The following is a 17,852-nucleotide window of genomic DNA, read 5'->3' on the forward strand; positions in this document are numbered from 1 at the left end:
CCATCGTGACTACCTCCCCCACTCCCCCCGACGCGGATCCCCGGCGCTGGATCGCGTTCGCGGTGGTCCTGGCCGCCGGCTTCATGGATCTACTCGACGTGACCATCGTGAATGTGGCCGTGCCGAGCATTCGCAACGATCTGCATGCCGAGTACTCACAGCTCGAATGGATCATCGCGGCCTACGTTCTCGCCTTCGCCGCGGTGTTGATCACCGGTGGGCGACTCGGCGACATCTACGGTCGCAAACGCGTATTCCTCACCGGCATGGCTGGTTTCACGATCGCCTCGGCGGCATGCGGGCTGGCCACCGATCCGACCGTGCTCATCGGCTCCCGCTTCGCGCAAGGTGCGATGGGGGCGCTGATGGTGCCGCAGATTCTGGCCATCATCCAGACGACGTTCCCGAAGGAGGAGCGGGCCAAGGCGATTGCCATCTACAGCGGTGTCGGCGGGTCGGCCTCGGCGGTCGGTCTCGCGCTCGGCGGCATCCTGGTGCAGGCCGACCTGTTCGGGTTGGGGTGGCGGCCGATCTTCTTGGTGAACATCCCGATCGGCATCGCGGGCTTCATCGCGGCGTGGTTCGTGATGAGTGATTCGAAGTCGGCTACGCCGCCGCGACTGGATCCGGTCGGGATGGTGCTGGCGATTTCGGCCGTACTGCTGCTGGTCTACCCGTTGACCGAGGGACGTCGACTCGACTGGCCCGCATGGATTTTCGTCATGATCGCGGCGGCCCTCGCGATGTTCGTCGGGTTCCTGTTCTACGAGCGTGGGCTGGCTCGGGCGGGGCGTTCGCCGTTGGTCGACCTCGGGCTTTTCCGGTCTCGCCCGTTCGCGGTCGGGGTGGGAACCTGGTTGCTGTTCTGGATCGCCATGGGCGGCTTCTTCCTGGTCTGGACGTTGTTCATGCAGGGCGGGCTCGGGTGGTCGCCGTTGCGGGCCGGGCTCACTTCGGCGCTGTTCGCGGTGGGAGCCGGTGTGGGAGCGGGGCTTTCGGTCGGGGTACTGGCCGCTCGGTACGGGCGACGGGTGTTGATGATCGGGGCACTGGTGAATGCGGCGGGGTTCGCGCTGTACGGGGCGATGGGGGTGCGGTACGGACGCGAGTTCACTTCGTGGCAGATGGCCTTGCCGTTGGTGCTCACCGGCGCGGGGTTCGGGATGGTGGTGGCGCCGACGCTGGATCTGTTGCTCGGGCAGGTACCGCAGCGCGAGGCCGGGTCGGCCTCCGGACTGCTGAACACAGGGCAGCAGTTGGGAACCGCGCTGGGCGTCGCATTGGTCGGCGTGCTGTTCTTCAGCGTGCTGGACCGGGATTCCGATCTCGGGGTGGCCGCCGTGACGCCCGAGATCCGGGCGGAGCTGGCGCTGGCGGGAGTGCCGATACAGGTACAGGATCAGATCGTGGACGGGTTCGCGGCGTGCGTGCGCGATCGGTCGGCGGAGGATGATCCGACTGTGACGCCCGCCAGCTGTCAGTCGAATCCTGATGGCGACTCAGCGATTTCGCGGGTACTCGCCGAGGCAGGCACCGAGGCGAACGCGGTGAACTTCGCTGAGACGTTCCGATACACGCTGTCCTACGGCGCCGGGATGCTGCTGTTGGTGTGCCTCGGATTCTTGGCACTGCCGAAGGAGGCCAAGCTGGAGCAGCATGTACTCGATGACGAGCCGGAAATCGTCACCGCATGAAACAGCAAGGATGGACGCACATGTACACAGTTGATCTGCTTGCCGTCGGGCGCGGACGCGAAGTTGTCGATGCCGCACTCGGCTATGTGGGCGGGCTCGGATTTCGGGTCCTCGGGTCGACCACCGACGACGAGGCACTCGCGATCCTCGATCACGAACAGGTTCACCTGCTCGTGATCGGTGGCGGGGTCGAATCGAAATCCCGAAAGACACTGACGGCCAGGGCAACCGAACGCGGGACGACGGTAATCCATGCCCAGCGAGCCGGTCGCGACGTAGAGCTGTATCTCGCCGAGGAGGTCGTGCCGATCCTGACCGAAACCGCGTCGCACTGAGATCCGGGAGAGTCGCTGCCCCAGCTTTTGGGGGGCGGTGGGGTGCTCGGCGATGCGATAGTTTCGCCGCATGATCGAGCGTGGAATCAGTGCATTGATGGTTGGCGGAGCGGTTGTCGCCGGGCTCGTGGTGGGGCCTGCGGCGACCGCTTCGGCGGATACCGGGCGCGGTGGCGTGGCCGCGGTGGCGGATGACGGGTGCCCGTCCTTGCCGCTTTGCGCCGATGCCGGGCCGTTGGGTAACGCGATCAACGCGGTGCGACGGCTCGCGACGACCTTGGGTTACGGGACCGGAAGTTCCTCGGGGACCGCGAATTACCTCTGATCGCGTCCGGCGCCATCGCTGTTCACCGAGGGAGTTCGGCCAGGACTCCCTCGGCGCTGCGGGCCGCGGCGCGGCAGGCGGTAGCGGTCGATTGGTCGGCGAGTGGGTGGCCCGCTCGCGCCCGCCACGTGCGGACGGCGGCGAAAGCCGTGGCGCGCAGGGAATTCGAGTCGGCCTCGGCGGGCAAGCCGAGGCGCAGGTGTGCCGCCACGCCCGCGCCGCCGAGAATGCGGTGCAGGTCGGCGAGTACCGCTGGGGGCAGCGGTAATTCGTCGGTGCGCAGGCGCCCGAGCAGTCGGAGTTCGGTGAAACCGTGGACGTCGGCGAGCCGGGCGCGCACTCGGGGCAGCAGTCGATCGGCCTCGGTTCCGGGGTAGGCCATCAGGATTCGATTCAGAGTGCTCAGCGCGGAATGCGCCTTCAGCTCCTCGGCGCGCTGGCCGAATTGGACCTCGAGCACCGAACGTAATTCCTCGATGCCGCTGCGATCCGCCAACTCCGCTGCCAGCGAGAGGGAATCGCGGACACCGAGGCGAATCAGCATGGTGGCCATGCGAATACCGAACAGGCCGAAGCGATCTACCAGCTGCGCGCGCAGTTCGGGAGCCACCGGAAGCGCGATGTCGGCGCGGGCGAATCGGTCTGCCGAGAGCAATGCGATCCCGAGGTCCTCCGCGGGCACCGTGGACAACGCCTCGAACGCCGCGAACTCCGGCTGCCGCAGCGTCGAAGCGGCGAACGCCAGCAAGCCCGCCACCGGAATCACCGCCTGGCACAGGCCGGTTCGTTCCAGCTCACCGGCGAACCTGGCGGCGACATCGCGAGCCGAATGCAACGCGTCGATGCGGCCCGAGCCGATCTCGTCGGCGCGTGACACCACCCCGATCACGCCGAGAGGGCCCGCACCACCGGCGCCGGCACCGATCTGCTCGAGGAAACTCACATCGGCGGCGTCGAGACGGCGCAGCAGGTAGACGACGGCATCGGCCCCCGGCACCGAGATCGGAGCGCCACCCGATCGCGCATCACCTTCGGTACCAGCGGGAGTGAGCAATCGTGCGGTACGCAACGACACCTCGCGCGAGAGCGACGACGTGCCGGGGGTATCGATGATCGTGGTCTGCGACAACGCGGCCGAGGGCCAGCCGACCTCGAGATGGTCCACCTCGCGGGGACCGCGCGCGTCCCAGTGCAGACCGTTCAGGTCGAAGGTCAGGCCGTGCGCGCCACTTCCGCGGCGCACGATCACATTCGCGCGTGAGCCGTCGGCGGCGTGCGCGGTGACCGTGGGGGTCGCGCCGTCGCGGTACCAGGTGACGACGCGGGTGCACTCGGTGGCATCGGTCGGGGCGACGGCCTGGCCCACCAGCGCGTTCAGCAACGTCGACTTGCCCGCCTTGATCGAACCGGCCAACGCGACCCGCAGCGGCTCCCGCAATCGGTATTCGCATTCGGCCAGCAGCGTGCGCGCGTACTCGTCGCGGGCGAACGCCCGCGCCGCTGCGCCGACCAACTCGTGCGCCTCGGTCAGGATCCTCGGTGTAGTTCGGTCGCCGGGCGCGGCGGTGTCGAAACGGTGGGTCACCCAGATACCGTACCGTCGGCCCGTCTCGGTTCGATCTGCATCGATTCCGCGTATCGCCGCAGCTCGGCGACGGCGTGCAGTTGGCGTTCCAGCACGACGGTGCGCTCGGCGCGGTGCGCGGCGGCCATCGCGGCCGCTTCCTGTGCTGCTCGCAGGGACGCGTCGATCGAGCGCAGACTGCGTTCGGCCACGCCGGCGAAGTGGTCGCGCAGCGCGCGGTGGATGCGGTGCAGCCGGTCTTTGGTGTCCTTGGCCGCCTGGAACGCCACGTCGTCGAGGAACCGGCGAACCTCCCCGTTGGCCTCGATGCGGCGCCGCGCCAGTCGGGCCGACTTGTCGTCGCGATAGGCCTTGCCGCCGACGATCAGACCCGCGCCGAGGGAGATCGGGTTCAGCATCGCCAGGCCGGCGAAGGTCGTGGCCAGACCGATCATCAGCACGCCGCCGTAGGAGCCGCGCATACCGACGAGCACCTTGCTCGTGAAACCGATATCCGGCTCGAGATCGGCCAGGGAACCGGAGCTCACCAGGCCGCTTTCTTCGTCCATCCCGGCATGCACCTGCGGCAGCTCGACCGCGCCGACCTCCCTGAAGTGGTCGGCGATCCGTTCGGCGAGCAGTTCCGTTCTGCGATGGGTCAGTACCAGGTTGTCGCCGAGCGCGGTGTCCACGGAGCCGGTCAGCCATTCGGTGATCGCACCCCAATGCCTGCCCGGATCGTTCTCGTCGATCCACTCCTGGCCGGTGCGGGCGATACCGCGCAGGCGGTCGCGCAGGTCGTGGTCGACGTCGCCGACGAGGTCGGTGATGCCGTCGGTGAGGGTCTGCTGCCAGCTCGCAGTGCGCCGCTGCAGGTCCTCGGCGGCCGCGCGCGCCGACTGCAGCTCGCTGACCGCCGCTGCGCCGCTTGCCGGATCGCGCAGCGTGACCAGTTCGCTGCCCAGCGCCAGCGCCAGATGCTCTGCTGCCGAAGACAATTCGCGAGCCACTGCCTGCCGCGAGACCGCCTGGTCGCGGGCGACGACCCGATCGCGCAGAAAACCGAACAGCACACCGAATCCGGATTCCAGGCCGAGCTGCGCGTCCTGCAGACGCAGGGCGTGCGCGCGCAGCAACGCCGACACCGGAATCAATGCGACCTCGGCTTGCGCGCGCGTGAGATGGGCGCGGTCGGCCTCGAGCACCTGACGCCAGTGCGGATACAGATCCGTCTTGGTGAGCAGGACCGCGACGGCGGGACACATTTCGCGGATCTGCCGGACGAAGGTGAGCTCGGGTTCGGTGAGCTCGGTGGAGGCATCGGAGAGCACGAGCACCGCGTCGGCCGCCGCGGCGAGGCTGAGTACACCCGCGGCGCAGACACTTCCGTGTCCGCCGACGCCGGGGGTATCGATCAGGACGATGCCGTCGGCGAGCAGCTGGATCGGCAGCTCGGCCTCGATCCGGACGATCTGCCTGCCCTGTGCCAGCGGGCTGCGGGTATCGACGGCGCCGATCTCGTCGAACGGGATCTCCACCCGCGATTCGTCGGTTCCCGGCGCGGTGAGCACCAGGTACGCCCGCTGCTGCTCGCCGTAGGACAGCTGCAAGGGGAGCACGGTGGTCGCGTCGTCGCCGACCCGGCACACATCCATTCCGAGCAGTGCGTTCACAAACCGGCTCTTGCCCTGACCGAGCTGACCGGTGACGACGATCCGGTGGCGCGGGTCGCGCACCCGCTCGGCCACCTTCTCCAAGCGCGCGACCAGGTCGTCACGGCCCGCGGCATGGGCCGCCGCGACGGTGTCGGACAACACCGTCGTCAGCGGCACCGCGTTCGGTGCGAGAACAGCCATCGCCACGCCCGTTTCGCTCAGTGGAACAGTCCGTCGGTGTGCACTTCGGTTCCGGAGTCGGTGACCGTGCTCGATTCACCGAACAGCGACGTCTCGGTCCCGCCGAGCGGGGAACCGTGCAGGCCGGAACCGAACGCGCTCGATACGTCGACCGCGGACCAGGTGTCTGCCGCGGTGGTGACCGCGCCCTGCGTCGTCGCGCCGACCGTGCCGGAAGCGTCGGCCTGGGTTGTCGAGGTCGCCGTGGTCTGGCCGGAGAGGCCGCCGACCGCGGCGGTGCTGCCCTGTGCCGTGCCGTCGACGGCGGAGGTGAAGCCGCCCGCGACCTGGGTGCTGCCGGACAGTCCCGCGTCGCCGAAGCTGCCGAGGCCGGTCTCGAGGCCGGTTCCTGTTTCGGCGCCGCCGGTCGCGGAACCTGTCAGGCCGATGCCGGTTTCCGCGGCACCGGTCAACCCTGTGTGCGCACCGCCGACGGCGGAACCCGCGAGCCCGGCGCCTACGTCGGCGGCACCGTTCAGACCCGCCTGCGCACCACCGGTCGCCGATCCGGCCAGACCCACACCCGACCCGGCGAGACCGCTCAAACCCGTTTGCGCACCAGCGGTCGCAGAACCGGCCAGACCCACACCGGACTCGACGGCACCGTCCAAACCGGCCTGTGCACCCGACGTGACAGCGCCGGACACGTCGGTGCCGAGAGTCGTCGCGGTATCGAGGCCGCCCTGCAGGCCGGTGGTCAGTCCGATGCCTGTCGTGGTGGGCAGCGCTGATTCCAAGCCGGTTGTGACCTGCCCCGAGCCGCCGCCGATGAGCGATCCGTCGACACCGAACCCGGTACCCGACTCACCACTCGCACCGCCGGTGATGCCACCGATCAGACCCGTGCCTGCGCCACCGAGCCCGGTTTCCAAGCCGGTGCCGAGCTCGGCGCCGACTACACCGTCGAGACCCGTGATCGCAGTGGTGGTCGCGGCGGCTCCGAGCCCGCCCGCAGCCTGCGCTCCCGCGTTAGCCACCGCACCGAGCCCGCCGTTGACGCCTGCCCCGAGCCCACCCACCGCAGTGGTCGCCCCGCTCAGCCCGGCTTCGAGGCCACCGCCCAGCCCGTCAGCGACATCGCCGCCCGCGGTCACTGCCCCATTCAATGCACCGTCGAGACCGGCACCTACCGCGCCGTTCAGCGCACCGCCGAGACCGGCACCCGCACCGACCGCGCCATCGAGACCGGCCGCGATATCCGCACCTGCGCCAGCCGCACCGGACAGCACGCCGCCCAGACCGACACCGGCGCCGGCCGCGCCACCCAGCGCAGCGTTCAATCCGGTCTCCAGATCGGCGCCCGCGCCGACGGCGCCGGTCAGTGTGCCGCCGAGTCCCGCGGCAACGTCACCGCCCGCACCCACCACGCCGGTCAGCGCACTGTCCAGTCCCACACCGAGACCGGCACCCGCCGCACCGTTCAATACCCCGCCGAGACCGGCGGCAACATCGCCCCCGACGCCGACAACACCGCCAAGGCCGGCAGCCAGGTCGCCACCTACGCCAACCGCACCATTCAGGGCGCCACCGATGCCAGCAGCAAGATCGCCACCCACGCCGACCGCACCATTCACGGCACCACCGAGACCAGCGGTCAGGTCAGCACCTGCGCCGACCGCACCGTTCAAAGCTCCGTTGAGTCCGGCGGCCAGGTCAGCACCTGCGCCGACCGCACCGTTCAAAGCTCCGTTGAGTCCGGCGGCCAGGTCAGCGCCTGCGCCGACCGCACCGTTCAAGGCACCGCCGATGCCAGTAGCGAGATCGCCACCTACCCCGACCGCACCATTCACAGCACCACCGATGCCGGCAGCAAAATCGCCACCCACGCCGACCGCGCCGTTCAAAGCTCCGTTGAGGCCGGCGGTGACACCGGCAGCCAGGTCGGCGCCGAGGTCGGCGTCCACGTTCGCGCCGGTGACAGCGTTCAGGGCGACGTCGAGACCGGCTCCCACCTGGGCGGCGGCGTCGGCGACAACCGAGGCCACGGCGCCGAGGCCCACGTCCAGGCCGAGGTCGAGTTCAGCGTCGGCTGCGGCAGCCGCGGTGACAGCGGCGGCCGCCGTCGCGGTGGAAGCGAGAACCGCGCTCGTGCTCGCCGCGGCACCTGCCGCCACGATCGCCTGCAGCTGGGAGCCGCCGCTGACCAGCGCGGATTCCGCCACCATGGGGGCAACCGCGGAGATGTCCTCCGGGGTCACCGCCAGGCCTGCCACGCTCAGCGCATGGCAGGGGTTGGCGCAGTAACTGGCCGCGGCATCGGGGTCGCGCAGCAGATTGAGGATGAACTCCAGAATCGCGTTCGGTGTCATCGAGATCAGCTCCTCCAGATCATGGGTGGTGGTGCCCGATCTGTTTGTCGTTGGAATGTCTTTCACGCTAGGCGGGTACGTCGTTACAGGTAACGGGGCGAATACCTAGTTCCCACCGGGCGCACCCCATTAGGGGCCGACCCGGATTAGGGGAATTTCCCCGTACTTCCCCCATCGCAGGTAACAGCTGCCCCCTAGCAACCGACAGATCGGATGGGACGCCCGCCCTCGGCGATCTCGCTCTACCCAAGCGTTTACCGGTCCACCGGAAGTCCTGCGAACGGGGTTGTCCAATGACAGAGCGTCTGGCGCTCGGCATCACTGTCGGAGCGGTGAATTCGGCTGCCGCGGCCACGACAGGCGACGAGGCCGGTACCACCGTTCTCACTCACCGCAGCGCGCTGCTGCTCGGCACCGACGGGTCGGTGAGCTTCGCCGACACGACGGGCCACCATCGCGGAGTGGTCATCGATGACTACCTGTCCAGAGTCGGCGATCCGGTAGACCTGCTGGCAGCGGATGGTTCCACCCACGACGCAGCCGATTTGTTCGCCGCCGCGACCCGCGCGCTGACAACCGAACTCCGCGGCGCCGCCGCCGAATCCGACGACGCGGCGACCACCGTCGCGTGTTACCCGGCATGGTGGCCCGAGGTCACCGTCGAGGCCGCCAGGTCCGCACTCGCGCGCTCGGGCCTGCCCGAGGTGACGCTGGTGCCCGAGCCGCTCGCCGCGGTGCGCCGCTACGAGATCGAGCACGGGCCGCTCGACGACGGTGCGCTGGTCGTCTACGACCTCGGCGCGAGCGGATCGACGGTGACGGTCCTGCGCACGGGCGAGCAGGCCGGACTGCTCGGTACGCCGGTACACAGCACCGCGATCGCCGGTTCCGAATTCGATCTGCTGACGATGCGCTATGTGCTGGCAAATGCCCTGGGTGGAAACGACATCGATCCATTCGATCCCGTTGTCGAAGATGAATTGTCGGCATTGCGCGAGCGCTGCAGAATTGCGAAGGAGGAACTGTCGAGGAATACCGCGACGGCGATTCCGGTCGGAAGACTCAGCCCCTCCGTGCACACCGAACAGGTCCGGCTGACCCGGGGCGAACTCGAGGATCTGCTGCGTCCGATCCTGTTCGACTCGATGAGCCTGCTCCAGGACGCGGTCCGCCGTGCCGACCTCACCCTCGGTGATGTCGGTCGGGTGCTGCTCACCGGTGGCGGTGGCGCGATTCCCCTGGTAGCCGAGCTGATCTCCACCGAATTCGGCCTGCCGGTGATCGCCTGTGCCGACCCCACGACCTGCGCGGCACTCGGCGCGGCCGAGATCGCCCTCGACATCGCCGCGATCAGCCTGCCCACCGTGGCCATCCCGGCCGTGGCGGTGGCATCGTCCTCGGTGTCCGTGGCCCCGGCCGTCGAGGTGCTCACGCTGCCGCCGTCGGAACCGATTCGCACCAAGATGTTCACGGCCAAACGCTCGGCGATCGTCGCGGCCGCGGCCTTGACCATGGCCGCGCTGGCCACCGGCACCCTCGCGCTCGGTGGCGCCACTCAGCTCTCACCCACCGGACCCGCCGCGACCACCGGCGCTCCACCGGTTCCCGGCGCACCCGCGTCGACCAGCGCGGGCGGCGCGGCCGGGACTGCGAATGCCACGAACTCCGTGGTCACCGACCCAGCTCTGCCAGGCGCGACCGGCACCGCGACGCCGTCGGGCGCGATCCCGGTCGGCACGACCGACGCCGGTGCTCCTGGCAGCACGCCCGCGGCGGGCGCTCCGGCACCTGCCGGTGGCGCACCCGCCGCCGGAACACCGACAGCCGAGACACCGGCGACCGCGGGCCAGCCAGGTCCCGCCGCGCAGCAACCGGCGCAGGCACCGCCCGCTGGTCAGGCCCCGGCACCCGCCCCTGCCCCAGCTCCCGCGCCGGGACCAGGACCCGCTCCAGCACCTGCCCCCGCACCCGCACCGACCAGGCCGCAGGTTCCCACCATCCAGGTCGATCCCGGCGGTCTGCTCGACGACGTGGGCGGCGCGGTCGGCGAGACCCTCGAATCGGGAACGCAACTGCCGGGCCGGGTCCTCGGAGGAAATGGTGGCTGAGATCGCTCACGACACCTTCCCGAACGCCCGAACCGTTTTCCGCGCACTCGACACCGCCGACGAGCAGACCGTGCTGCTGTTGATCCGCGGCCGAGCGGGCACCGGAAAATCGTTCCTGCTCAACGCCGTCCGAGCGCACCTACGTGGCCGCGGCATTCCGGTGGTCGACTCCGCGGCCGACCATGCCGAGAGCGAGGTTCGCGACCGGGCAGTGCTCGTCGCCGACAATATCCACCGCTACAGCGACGCCGAGCTACGCGCACTCTGCGCGGCCATCGAAACCGGACAACGCTCCGTTGTGCTGACCACCCAGCCGCGCCCACACGATCCCCGGCTGCGCGCGCTGGCCGACGCGGTGGCGCGCAACGGCCGCACGGTGGATCTGCGCGCACTGGGCAGTGCCCACATCACCTCGTTCGCCAGGGAACTCGGCGTGGCCGTGTCCCAGCCGCTCGCGGCGCACATCCATCAGCTGACAGCGGGAATTCCCGGCGGTGTCGTCGCAGCGCTGATGGGTGCCCGTTCGGCCTCGCTCGAGACCTGCGAGACAGCGGTGAACGAGTCCGTCACCGCGTGGACGCGGTCGCTGCTGGAAGCGGTCGAACCCGAGCTGCTCGAAACGCTGGTCATCGCGGCGACCGGAACCGGTTTGGACGCGACAGAACTCACCGAGGTGCTCGGTGTCGACACCGCCACCGCGCACGAGCTGATCGACCGCGCCAGGGCGGGTGCCCTGGTCACCGATGCCGACCTACTCCTCTCGCCCGCCGTCGCTCCGCTGCGGACGCTGCTCGGCGATCGCCGCTATGTCGATGTGCAGCGCAGGCTGCTCACCGCGCGCCTCGACGCCGGCCTGCTCCGCGACCGCACGGCGCTGATCCTGGCCGAGTCAGGCGTGGTCGATGCCCGGCTCGCGGAGTTCCTCTGTCGCACTGCGGAGAAGTCGGACGAGGCCCCCCGCTGCTACGCGGCAGCGGCAGCGGCGGGCGCCGCGGTGGAGTCGATCGCGGTGCGCTGGGCCGAGGCCGCCGCGCACGCGGGCGACACCGACACCGCGCTCCGCCTGGCCGAACCGCTGCTGACCGCACAGAACATCCCCGGGACCGAACTCGTCGCCGCGGTGCGAATCTGCGCGGGCGTGCTCACCCGTCGGGGACTGGTGAGCCGGGCGGCCGGACTGTACAACTGGCTCGGACCGGAGCGAGTCGGCGCCGACTGGGCGCCCGCGGCCATGGTCCTCAACCTGGCCGGTGACCAAGCCGCCGCCGCGCGCATGTCCGTATCCGCACAGCACTGGCCGCCGACCGAGGCCGACGCGGGGGCTCGGCTGATCGCGGGCGCGCTCGACGAATCGCTCGACCCGCACGGCGCAGGCACGGCCGCGGCGATCTCCGCGCTGATCCAAGCGGGCAACACCGACACCGGCGACGATCGCTACCTACCCTGTTCGGCTGTCTCGATCGCCACCCTGCTGTGCCTCGGTAGCGGCGAGCCGCGCCGCGCCGGTGACGCGCTGCGCCGGGCGGCAGGCATGGGCGGTAGCCGACAGCTTCCGGTGCTCACCGCATGGACCGCGCTGCTCGGCGGCGACGAACGCCGCGCCGCGAGCACCCTCGCCGACATCGACATTCGCACCCTCGCGCCACGCGATCAGCTCCTCGCCCACGCCCTGACCGTGGGACTGGCCCGCCGCGGCGGCGACCACGCCGCCCTGGCTCACGCGTGGCAAGCGGCCTGCCCCCTGTTCGACGAACTGGAAGCCGACCTGTTGAGCCTGCTGCCGATCGGCGAACTGTGGCTGGCGGGCATCCGCTTGGGAGACGTGCGCCGGATCGAACCGCTCGTCGACGCCGCGCGGGCGCTGGTCCGCAAGCTCGGCCGCGCACCCGCCTGGACCAACTCCTTCCACTGGTACGGGGTACAGGCCGCGCTGGCCGACGAGTCGCCCCGCGCGCTGCTGCCCCACGCCCATGCCCTGAAGACGGCGGCGGAAGCGGGTGACCGGCAGGCCGCCGTGCTCGCCGACGCCGGGCGCACCTGGTTGCTCGTGCTGCGCGGACAGGTGGCCGCGGCCGACGTGCAGGCCGCGGTGTCGGCGCTGGCCGAACTCGGACTCACCTGGGACGCCGCCCGACTGGCCAGCGAGGCCGCCCTCGCGGCAGGTGATTCGACGACCGCGACCGCCTTGCTCAAACTCGCGCGCTCGGTGCGCACCCAGGCCCAGCCGGTCGAGCCCCCACGACCGACCGCACAGCCGCTACCGCAGATAACCGCGGGTCCCACGCCGCTGACCAGCGAGTCCAGCGCACTCAGCGACCGTGAACGCGAGGTGGCCGAACTGGTACTGCTCGGTCTGACCTATCGCGAGATCGGCGCGAGGCTGTACATTTCCGCGAAGACCGTCGAGCATCACGTCGCGCGAATCCGACGCCGAATAGGCGCGCGCTCACGATCGGAATTACTCTCAATGCTGCGCGCGATGGGACACGGCCAACTGCTGGTGTGACTCGCGCGGACGATTTACGCCGAAGTGAGGGGTGTACCGCCGATGGCCACTGGGGTCGGCCTGCGTATCGCCGATGACGAATGCATCGCCGCGGTGGTCACCGAGGACGGCACGGTTCAGGTCATCGAGCGTGCTTCGGTCCTGCACATGTCCGACGAAGGTGACGCCGCCCTCGGTGGACCCGCACCCACCGGGCACGCCCACTCGATCGCCGGATTCGTGCGCGCGATCGGTGACCCGGCCGGTGTCGATGTCGACGGCGGTGAGGCCTATCGCGCCGAAGACCTCCTCGCGACGGCCATGTTCTGCCTGATCGATCTCACCACCGAGCACCTCAGTGGTCCCGCCGAGTTCTACGCGACCCACCCCGCCGGCTGGTCGACCGAGGTCGTGCGCGGCGTGCGCGAGGCACTGGACTACCTGGGATTGAAGTCGGTGGCCCTGCTCGGCGAGGACGAACTGCCCCAGCCCGAGCACGGCGCCGATCCTGGCAAGACCTACGCCAACGCCGCCGCCCAGGCCGCGCTGGTTGCGGTGCTGGCCACCCCGGCGGGCGCCACGCCGCCCGACCCGATCGTCACCGAGAACGCCATGGTCGCCACCGATGTGATGCCCGCGCTGGAGCCACCCGTGGTGACCGCGCAGGCGTACTCGGCGGCGCTGCCGGTCACTCCCTTGCCGACGAAGGCGATGGCGCCGGTCGCGCCCGCCCCGATCGCCGAGCCCGCGGTGGCGCCCACCGAGAAGCCCGCCCGCAGCAAAACCCCCTTGCTGATCGCCGCCGCCGCGCTCATCGGCCTGCTGCTCGGCGGCGTCGCGGTCTCGGTGCTGATCCGTGACGCCGAAACGACCCAGCCCCCGACGATTTCCGATGCCCGCCCGGAAACGCTGACCCCCACCTCGGCACCCGCGCCGCCCCCGCCGCCGGTCGTCGAATCGACCACGCCCCCGCCGACCACCACCGTCGAGCCGGAGCCCACGACCACCACCGAGGCGCCGCCGACGACCACCCCGGAACCGGTCACCACCCCGCCGACGACCCCGCCGAGCCCCACCACCAGTCGTCCCCGGTCGCCCTTCGGGACCTACCCACCGGGCTATCTCCCCGCGCCCCTCACCATCCCGGGTCAGCGCTGAATACAGCAGCCGGACGGTAACCGCGCCAGCTGAGCGAGCGTGCCCTAGAGTGATGCGCTGACCGACATGATCGCCGCCGGCGGTGTTCTCGGTCACTGGTTGTCGACGAAGGGATTTCATGCGCAAGTTGGTGGCGCGTCGCGCCGCGGTCAAGGCAGCCTCCGCCGGGTTCGCCGCGACTGTTCTACTCGCACCCCTGCTCGGATCCGGTATCGCGTCCTCGGAACCTGTTGCACCGCTACAACTTTCAGCCGACGCGTTACCCGGCGAATTGGTGACCGCGCTGTCGCGTGATCTCGGGATGACCCCCACCGAGTACCTCGATCGCGCCGCGCGCGCCCAGCAGTTGCGCGACTACGCGACCGATTTCCGCGCCGCCAACCCCGACACCTTCGCCGGTGCCTGGCTCACGCCGGAAGGCAAGGCGGTCGTTGCCACCACCGATGCCGAGGCGGGCAAGCTCGTCACCGCCGCCGGCTACCAGACCCACCTCGCGCCGATCTCGGCCGGTGGACTGGAAGGCGCGCTGGTGCAACTGAGTCAGTGGATCGCGAGCCTGCCGCCCGCCATCTCCGCGCCGATCAGCTCGATCGCGATCGACGCGCTCAACAGCCAGCTCGTGCTCAACGTGGCCAACACCGGCACCGGCCACATGCTCAATCTGCCGACCCTGATCGCCACCATCAAGGTGGTGCTCTCGCCCGGCGGCGGTGGTCCGGTGGAGTACAAGCCGATGGGCGGCGACACCTACATCACCGCGAAGAAGGACCTGCACGACGCCGACCTGCGCGGTGTGGATGTCTGCTCGTTCGGGTTCAACAGCACCGACGCCTCGGGTAACGCGCTCAATATCTCCGCGGGCCACTGCAACCCGAATGTCGACGGCGGCGGCGCGGCCTCGGTCTACGTACCGAACGTGCGCGATATCCCCAACAGCCCCGAGGTCGGCTCGTTCGCCCGCTCGGTGCTCGGCGGGCCCGCCTCGCTGGACTACTCGGTGATCAAGCTCAACGAGCGCGCGGTGAACGCGGGCATGGACCAGCCTCGGGTGCGCGGTGCCGAAGGCACCACCCTGACGCTCACCGGCACCGCCGAACCCGTCACCGGCGCGCCGGTCTGCAAGACCGGCCAGTCCTCCACCTTCACCTGTGGTTTCGTCTCGGCCGATCACGTGGAGACCCAGCTGTTCACCGAGACGGGCGTCAGCAAGACGATCCGCGGCTTCGCCAGCACCGCCTGCACCCTCGGCGGCGACAGCGGCGGCGCAATCGTGTCGGGCACGCTCGCCCTCGGCATCACCAGCGGCTCGAACGCCTCCGGCGCGCCCAACTGCACCGAAGCCAACACCCAGCTCGCCCCCTACGGCGGCACCGCTTCCCTCGGGATCCCGATCCGGCCCATCCTGGCCGATATCGAGGCCACCTCCGGCGGCGGGCTCGGCAGCGGAATCATGGTGCGCACCAAGCCCAACGCGGGCTGAGCGGGGACAAATCACCGACCGGACCGGGTGAGCGAAATCTCTTGCCCGGTCCGAGTAGGCATAAGTCGCTCGAGCCCATATAGTTCGGACCATGCTCCTGCCACGTATGGGTCGTACCCCGTCCGCGCGAAGCTCGAGAAGAGCTCGGAAATCTATGATCGCCGCTTCGGCGGCGTTTCTGCTGTTCGGCCCCACGATGGCGGTTGCCGACGCGCAGCCCGCGCCCGCAGACCTGCCCGCCCAGCTCATCGAGGCGGTCACCCGCGATCTGAAGATCTCCCCCGACGAGTACCTGCGCCGCGCCGATGTCGCGCAGCAGGTCGCCGCGTTCTCCACCACCGCGCAGCGTCAGTTCCCGCAGGTCTTCGCCGGTTCCTGGCTGAGCGACCAGGGCAACGCCGTCGTGGCGCTCTCCCCCGGACCCGGCACCGACCAGGCCAGGGAAGCCGCGCAGTCGGCCGGCTTCGAGGTCCGCAACGTCGCCAAGAGCGAGTCCACCCTGCGCGGCGAGAAGACCGCCTTCGAGAACTGGCTCGCCGCCGCACCGCCGGAGATCTCCGCGCTCGTGCGTGGCGTCGTCGTCGACACCGTGAACAACTCGATCGCGGTCCGCGTGCAGCAGGCCGGGCTTCCGCTTCCCAGCTTCATCGACCCCTCCCGCGTCATCGTCACCGCTCCGCCGGTGGCAGGCGAGCGCATCGACCTGTCCGCCACCCCCGTAGCCGGTGACGGCAACGGCGCGCTGGCAGGCGGCGACGGCTACGCCTCCATCGTGGGTCGTAGCTCGCTGCGCTGCTCGCTCGGCTTCAACGGCACCGACCGCGCCGGCAACGTCATCAACATCTCGGCGGGCCACTGCAACCCCGACATCGAGTCGGCGGGCACCGGCAACGCCGCCGCCGTGTACGAGGTCAACGGCGACCGTGCGGGCGCCCAGCTCGGCACCTTCCAGAAGTCGGTGCTCGGCGAGCAGGACTACTCGATCATCCGGGTCAACGACAACGCGCGTGCCCGCTTCGAGAACAACCTGGTCCGCATCCCCGGCCAGGCCCCCATCGCCGTCGACGGCGTGGCCACCCCCGTGGTCGGCGCCCCCGTGTGCAAGTCCGGTGCCCGCACCGGCTTCAGCTGCGGCGTGATCAACGGCGTCGACCAGACCGTCCAGGTCGGCGACCGTCAGCTCACCCAGAGCTTCTCGGCCAACATCTGCGCCCTCCCCGGCGACTCCGGCGGCGCCATCGTCACCGGCCGTCTGGCCTTGGGTATCTCCAGCGCCTCCTCGGTCGCCGACTTCCCGATCTGCGAGATCCCGAACATCATCGGCGCCCTCACCGGCGACACCCCCCAGCTGTTCGCCCAGCCCCTGACCGTCGTCCTCTCGGACAACCCCGGCCTGGCGGTCCGCACCAACTGATCACCACCATGTAGGCACAGAGCAGCCCCAAAAAGGCCGGTAGCACTCCCGCTACCGGCCTTTTTGGCGTCAACACACTAAGTGGTCACCCCAAGCCCACGCTGCCCACACCATTCACACCATTCACACCAGATCCGCCACAACCGCACTCCCAGCCCCGCCACACCGCACACCCCACATCCGCCATGACCGCACTCCCAGCCCCCACCCGCGACCCCTAGGGAGCGGCGGCCACGAAGTGGCCGGTCGCGGCCGGGTCGCCGGTTAGGCGCCGGTGCGTAGGCGACGAAGGAGCAAGCACCGGCGCCTAACCGGCGGCCCCTCGGGGCCGCGACTCGAGCGCGCCAGCGCTCCAATAAACACAGCGTCAAACCTCCTGGGACTACCGAACATAGCCCCCCTCACCCAGATTGCCCACTACTTGCCAGTACCGCCCAACCGCACCCCACCCCAGATATACGCTCGCCCAGCGCTCCTGTCGGGGGGAGTCGCGCACACCGGCCATCCGACCGTCAGTGCAACTGTGAGCAGGGGACTTCAGACATGAATCACTCACCGGGGAAAGCATTTCCATCAGCACGCCACGCGCAGAAAGCAACGATCGCGGCAGCGATGCTGGCAACAATCACCGCTTGCACAGCCGAGACCGTTCCGAGCGCCCCATCGACAACAACACTGCGCCCACCCACCACAGCCCAAGCCGCCGCACCCACCGACACACCCACGATCGCACCACCCCCCGCAACCTCACCGGCGTCCGCCCCGACCACCGCCGCCCCACCGACCGCGATCATGCCCACAGTGGTCTGTATGAACCTCCAGGAAGCACAGAACACCATCCAGGCGGCAGGAGTGTTCTTCTCCCGGTCCACGGACGCCAGCGGACGTGGCCGTGCCCAGGTGATGGACCGCAACTGGACCGTCGTAGCCCAAGAACCCGCACCGGGAACGCTGATCGGTGTCCCTGGCCATGAGAAAGTCCCCACTGGTGGCCACGTGTAGGTCACCACTGGTGGCCACCTAAAAGTCCCCACCCCCTTCGGCGGGTTGACCGTGTGTCGACCCGGAGCACAGGCCCTGGGCGG

The 17,852-nt window shown here is 69.8% G+C and carries 12 protein-coding genes; 9 read left to right on the forward strand and 3 right to left on the reverse strand.

Annotated elements, in window-relative coordinates; genetic code table 11:
* The first annotated feature begins 5 nt into the window (after positions 1–5).
* The 3 genes from IBJ82_RS18630 (at position 6) to IBJ82_RS18640 (ending at position 2,354) form a co-directional block, all read left to right on the forward strand.
* Positions 6–1,694 (forward strand): MFS transporter, encoded by a 1,689-nt coding sequence (locus IBJ82_RS18630; protein ID WP_370585359.1) that lies wholly within the window; start codon positions 6–8, stop codon positions 1,692–1,694.
* Positions 1,695–1,714: 20 nt separating this feature from the next.
* Entirely contained in the window at positions 1,715–2,029 is a 315-nt protein-coding gene (locus tag IBJ82_RS18635; RefSeq protein WP_194827096.1) for a hypothetical protein, read from the forward strand.
* A gap of 70 nt (positions 2,030–2,099) precedes the next feature.
* Positions 2,100–2,354 carry a hypothetical protein gene (locus IBJ82_RS18640; RefSeq protein WP_194827097.1) on the forward strand — a complete coding sequence of 85 codons (255 nt, stop codon included), beginning with the start codon at positions 2,100–2,102 and terminating at the stop codon, positions 2,352–2,354.
* A gap of 22 nt (positions 2,355–2,376) precedes the next feature.
* Here the strand turns inward: IBJ82_RS18640 and IBJ82_RS18645 are convergent, their stop codons facing one another.
* The 3 genes from IBJ82_RS18645 to IBJ82_RS18655 are packed head-to-tail and all read right to left on the reverse strand — an operon-like array spanning position 2,377 to position 8,122.
* Positions 2,377–3,939, reverse strand: a complete 1,563-nt coding sequence (locus IBJ82_RS18645) for a dynamin family protein (RefSeq protein WP_194827098.1) — start codon at positions 3,937–3,939, stop codon at positions 2,377–2,379.
* Positions 3,936–5,774, reverse strand: a complete 1,839-nt coding sequence (locus tag IBJ82_RS18650) for a dynamin family protein (protein ID WP_194827099.1) — start codon at positions 5,772–5,774, stop codon at positions 3,936–3,938. Before IBJ82_RS18650 ends, IBJ82_RS18645 begins: the two co-directional genes overlap by 4 nt.
* 17 nt (positions 5,775–5,791) lie before the next feature.
* The gene (locus IBJ82_RS18655) at positions 5,792–8,122 is read right to left on the reverse strand and encodes an IniB N-terminal domain-containing protein (protein ID WP_194827100.1); all 2,331 of its coding nucleotides are present in this window, start codon (positions 8,120–8,122) and stop codon (positions 5,792–5,794) included.
* A 293-nt stretch (positions 8,123–8,415) separates the two neighbouring features.
* On the opposite strand from IBJ82_RS18655, the gene IBJ82_RS18660 reads away from it, so the two are divergent.
* The 6 genes from IBJ82_RS18660 to IBJ82_RS18685 all read left to right on the forward strand — a co-directional run bounded on the left by IBJ82_RS18660 (position 8,416) and on the right by IBJ82_RS18685 (position 17,769).
* On the forward strand, positions 8,416–10,230 hold the full coding sequence (locus tag IBJ82_RS18660) for an Hsp70 family protein (protein ID WP_194827101.1): 1,815 nt from the start codon (positions 8,416–8,418) through the stop codon (positions 10,228–10,230).
* Positions 10,220–12,736, forward strand: a complete 2,517-nt coding sequence (locus IBJ82_RS18665) for a LuxR C-terminal-related transcriptional regulator (RefSeq protein WP_228537187.1) — start codon at positions 10,220–10,222, stop codon at positions 12,734–12,736. Before IBJ82_RS18660 ends, IBJ82_RS18665 begins: the two co-directional genes overlap by 11 nt.
* Before the next feature lie 42 nt (positions 12,737–12,778).
* Positions 12,779–13,873, forward strand: a complete 1,095-nt coding sequence (locus IBJ82_RS18670; RefSeq protein WP_194827103.1) for a hypothetical protein — start codon at positions 12,779–12,781, stop codon at positions 13,871–13,873.
* Between the two features lie 118 nt (positions 13,874–13,991).
* Complete coding sequence (locus tag IBJ82_RS18675; RefSeq protein WP_194827104.1) at positions 13,992–15,353, forward strand: S1 family peptidase; 1,362 nt, start codon at positions 13,992–13,994, stop codon at positions 15,351–15,353.
* 154 nt (positions 15,354–15,507) lie between these two features.
* Complete coding sequence (locus tag IBJ82_RS18680) at positions 15,508–16,767, forward strand: S1 family peptidase (protein ID WP_194827105.1); 1,260 nt, start codon at positions 15,508–15,510, stop codon at positions 16,765–16,767.
* Positions 16,768–17,577: 810 nt separating this feature from the next.
* Positions 17,578–17,769 carry a calcium-binding protein gene (locus IBJ82_RS18685; protein WP_228537188.1) on the forward strand — a complete coding sequence of 64 codons (192 nt, stop codon included), beginning with the start codon at positions 17,578–17,580 and terminating at the stop codon, positions 17,767–17,769.
* Positions 17,770–17,852: the final 83 nt, after the last annotated feature.

Source organism: Nocardia sp. XZ_19_231, assembly GCF_015355705.1.
Taxonomy (GTDB): domain Bacteria; phylum Actinomycetota; class Actinomycetes; order Mycobacteriales; family Mycobacteriaceae; genus Nocardia; species Nocardia salmonicida.

Coding starts and splice junctions, on each gene's coding strand:
- IBJ82_RS18635 (WP_194827096.1), top strand. CDS start 1,715: ATGTACACAGTTGATCTGCTTGCCGTCGGGCGCGGACGCGAAGTTGTC.
- IBJ82_RS18640 (WP_194827097.1), top strand. CDS start 2,100: ATGATCGAGCGTGGAATCAGTGCATTGATGGTTGGCGGAGCGGTTGTC.
- IBJ82_RS18650 (WP_194827099.1), bottom strand. CDS start 5,774: ATGGCTGTTCTCGCACCGAACGCGGTGCCGCTGACGACGGTGTTGTCC.
- IBJ82_RS18655 (WP_194827100.1), bottom strand. CDS start 8,122: ATGACACCGAACGCGATTCTGGAGTTCATCCTCAATCTGCTGCGCGAC.
- IBJ82_RS18660 (WP_194827101.1), top strand. CDS start 8,416: ATGACAGAGCGTCTGGCGCTCGGCATCACTGTCGGAGCGGTGAATTCG.
- IBJ82_RS18665 (WP_228537187.1), top strand. CDS start 10,220: ATGGTGGCTGAGATCGCTCACGACACCTTCCCGAACGCCCGAACCGTT.
- IBJ82_RS18670 (WP_194827103.1), top strand. CDS start 12,779: ATGGCCACTGGGGTCGGCCTGCGTATCGCCGATGACGAATGCATCGCC.
- IBJ82_RS18675 (WP_194827104.1), top strand. CDS start 13,992: ATGCGCAAGTTGGTGGCGCGTCGCGCCGCGGTCAAGGCAGCCTCCGCC.
- IBJ82_RS18680 (WP_194827105.1), top strand. CDS start 15,508: ATGATCGCCGCTTCGGCGGCGTTTCTGCTGTTCGGCCCCACGATGGCG.
- IBJ82_RS18685 (WP_228537188.1), top strand. CDS start 17,578: ATGAACCTCCAGGAAGCACAGAACACCATCCAGGCGGCAGGAGTGTTC.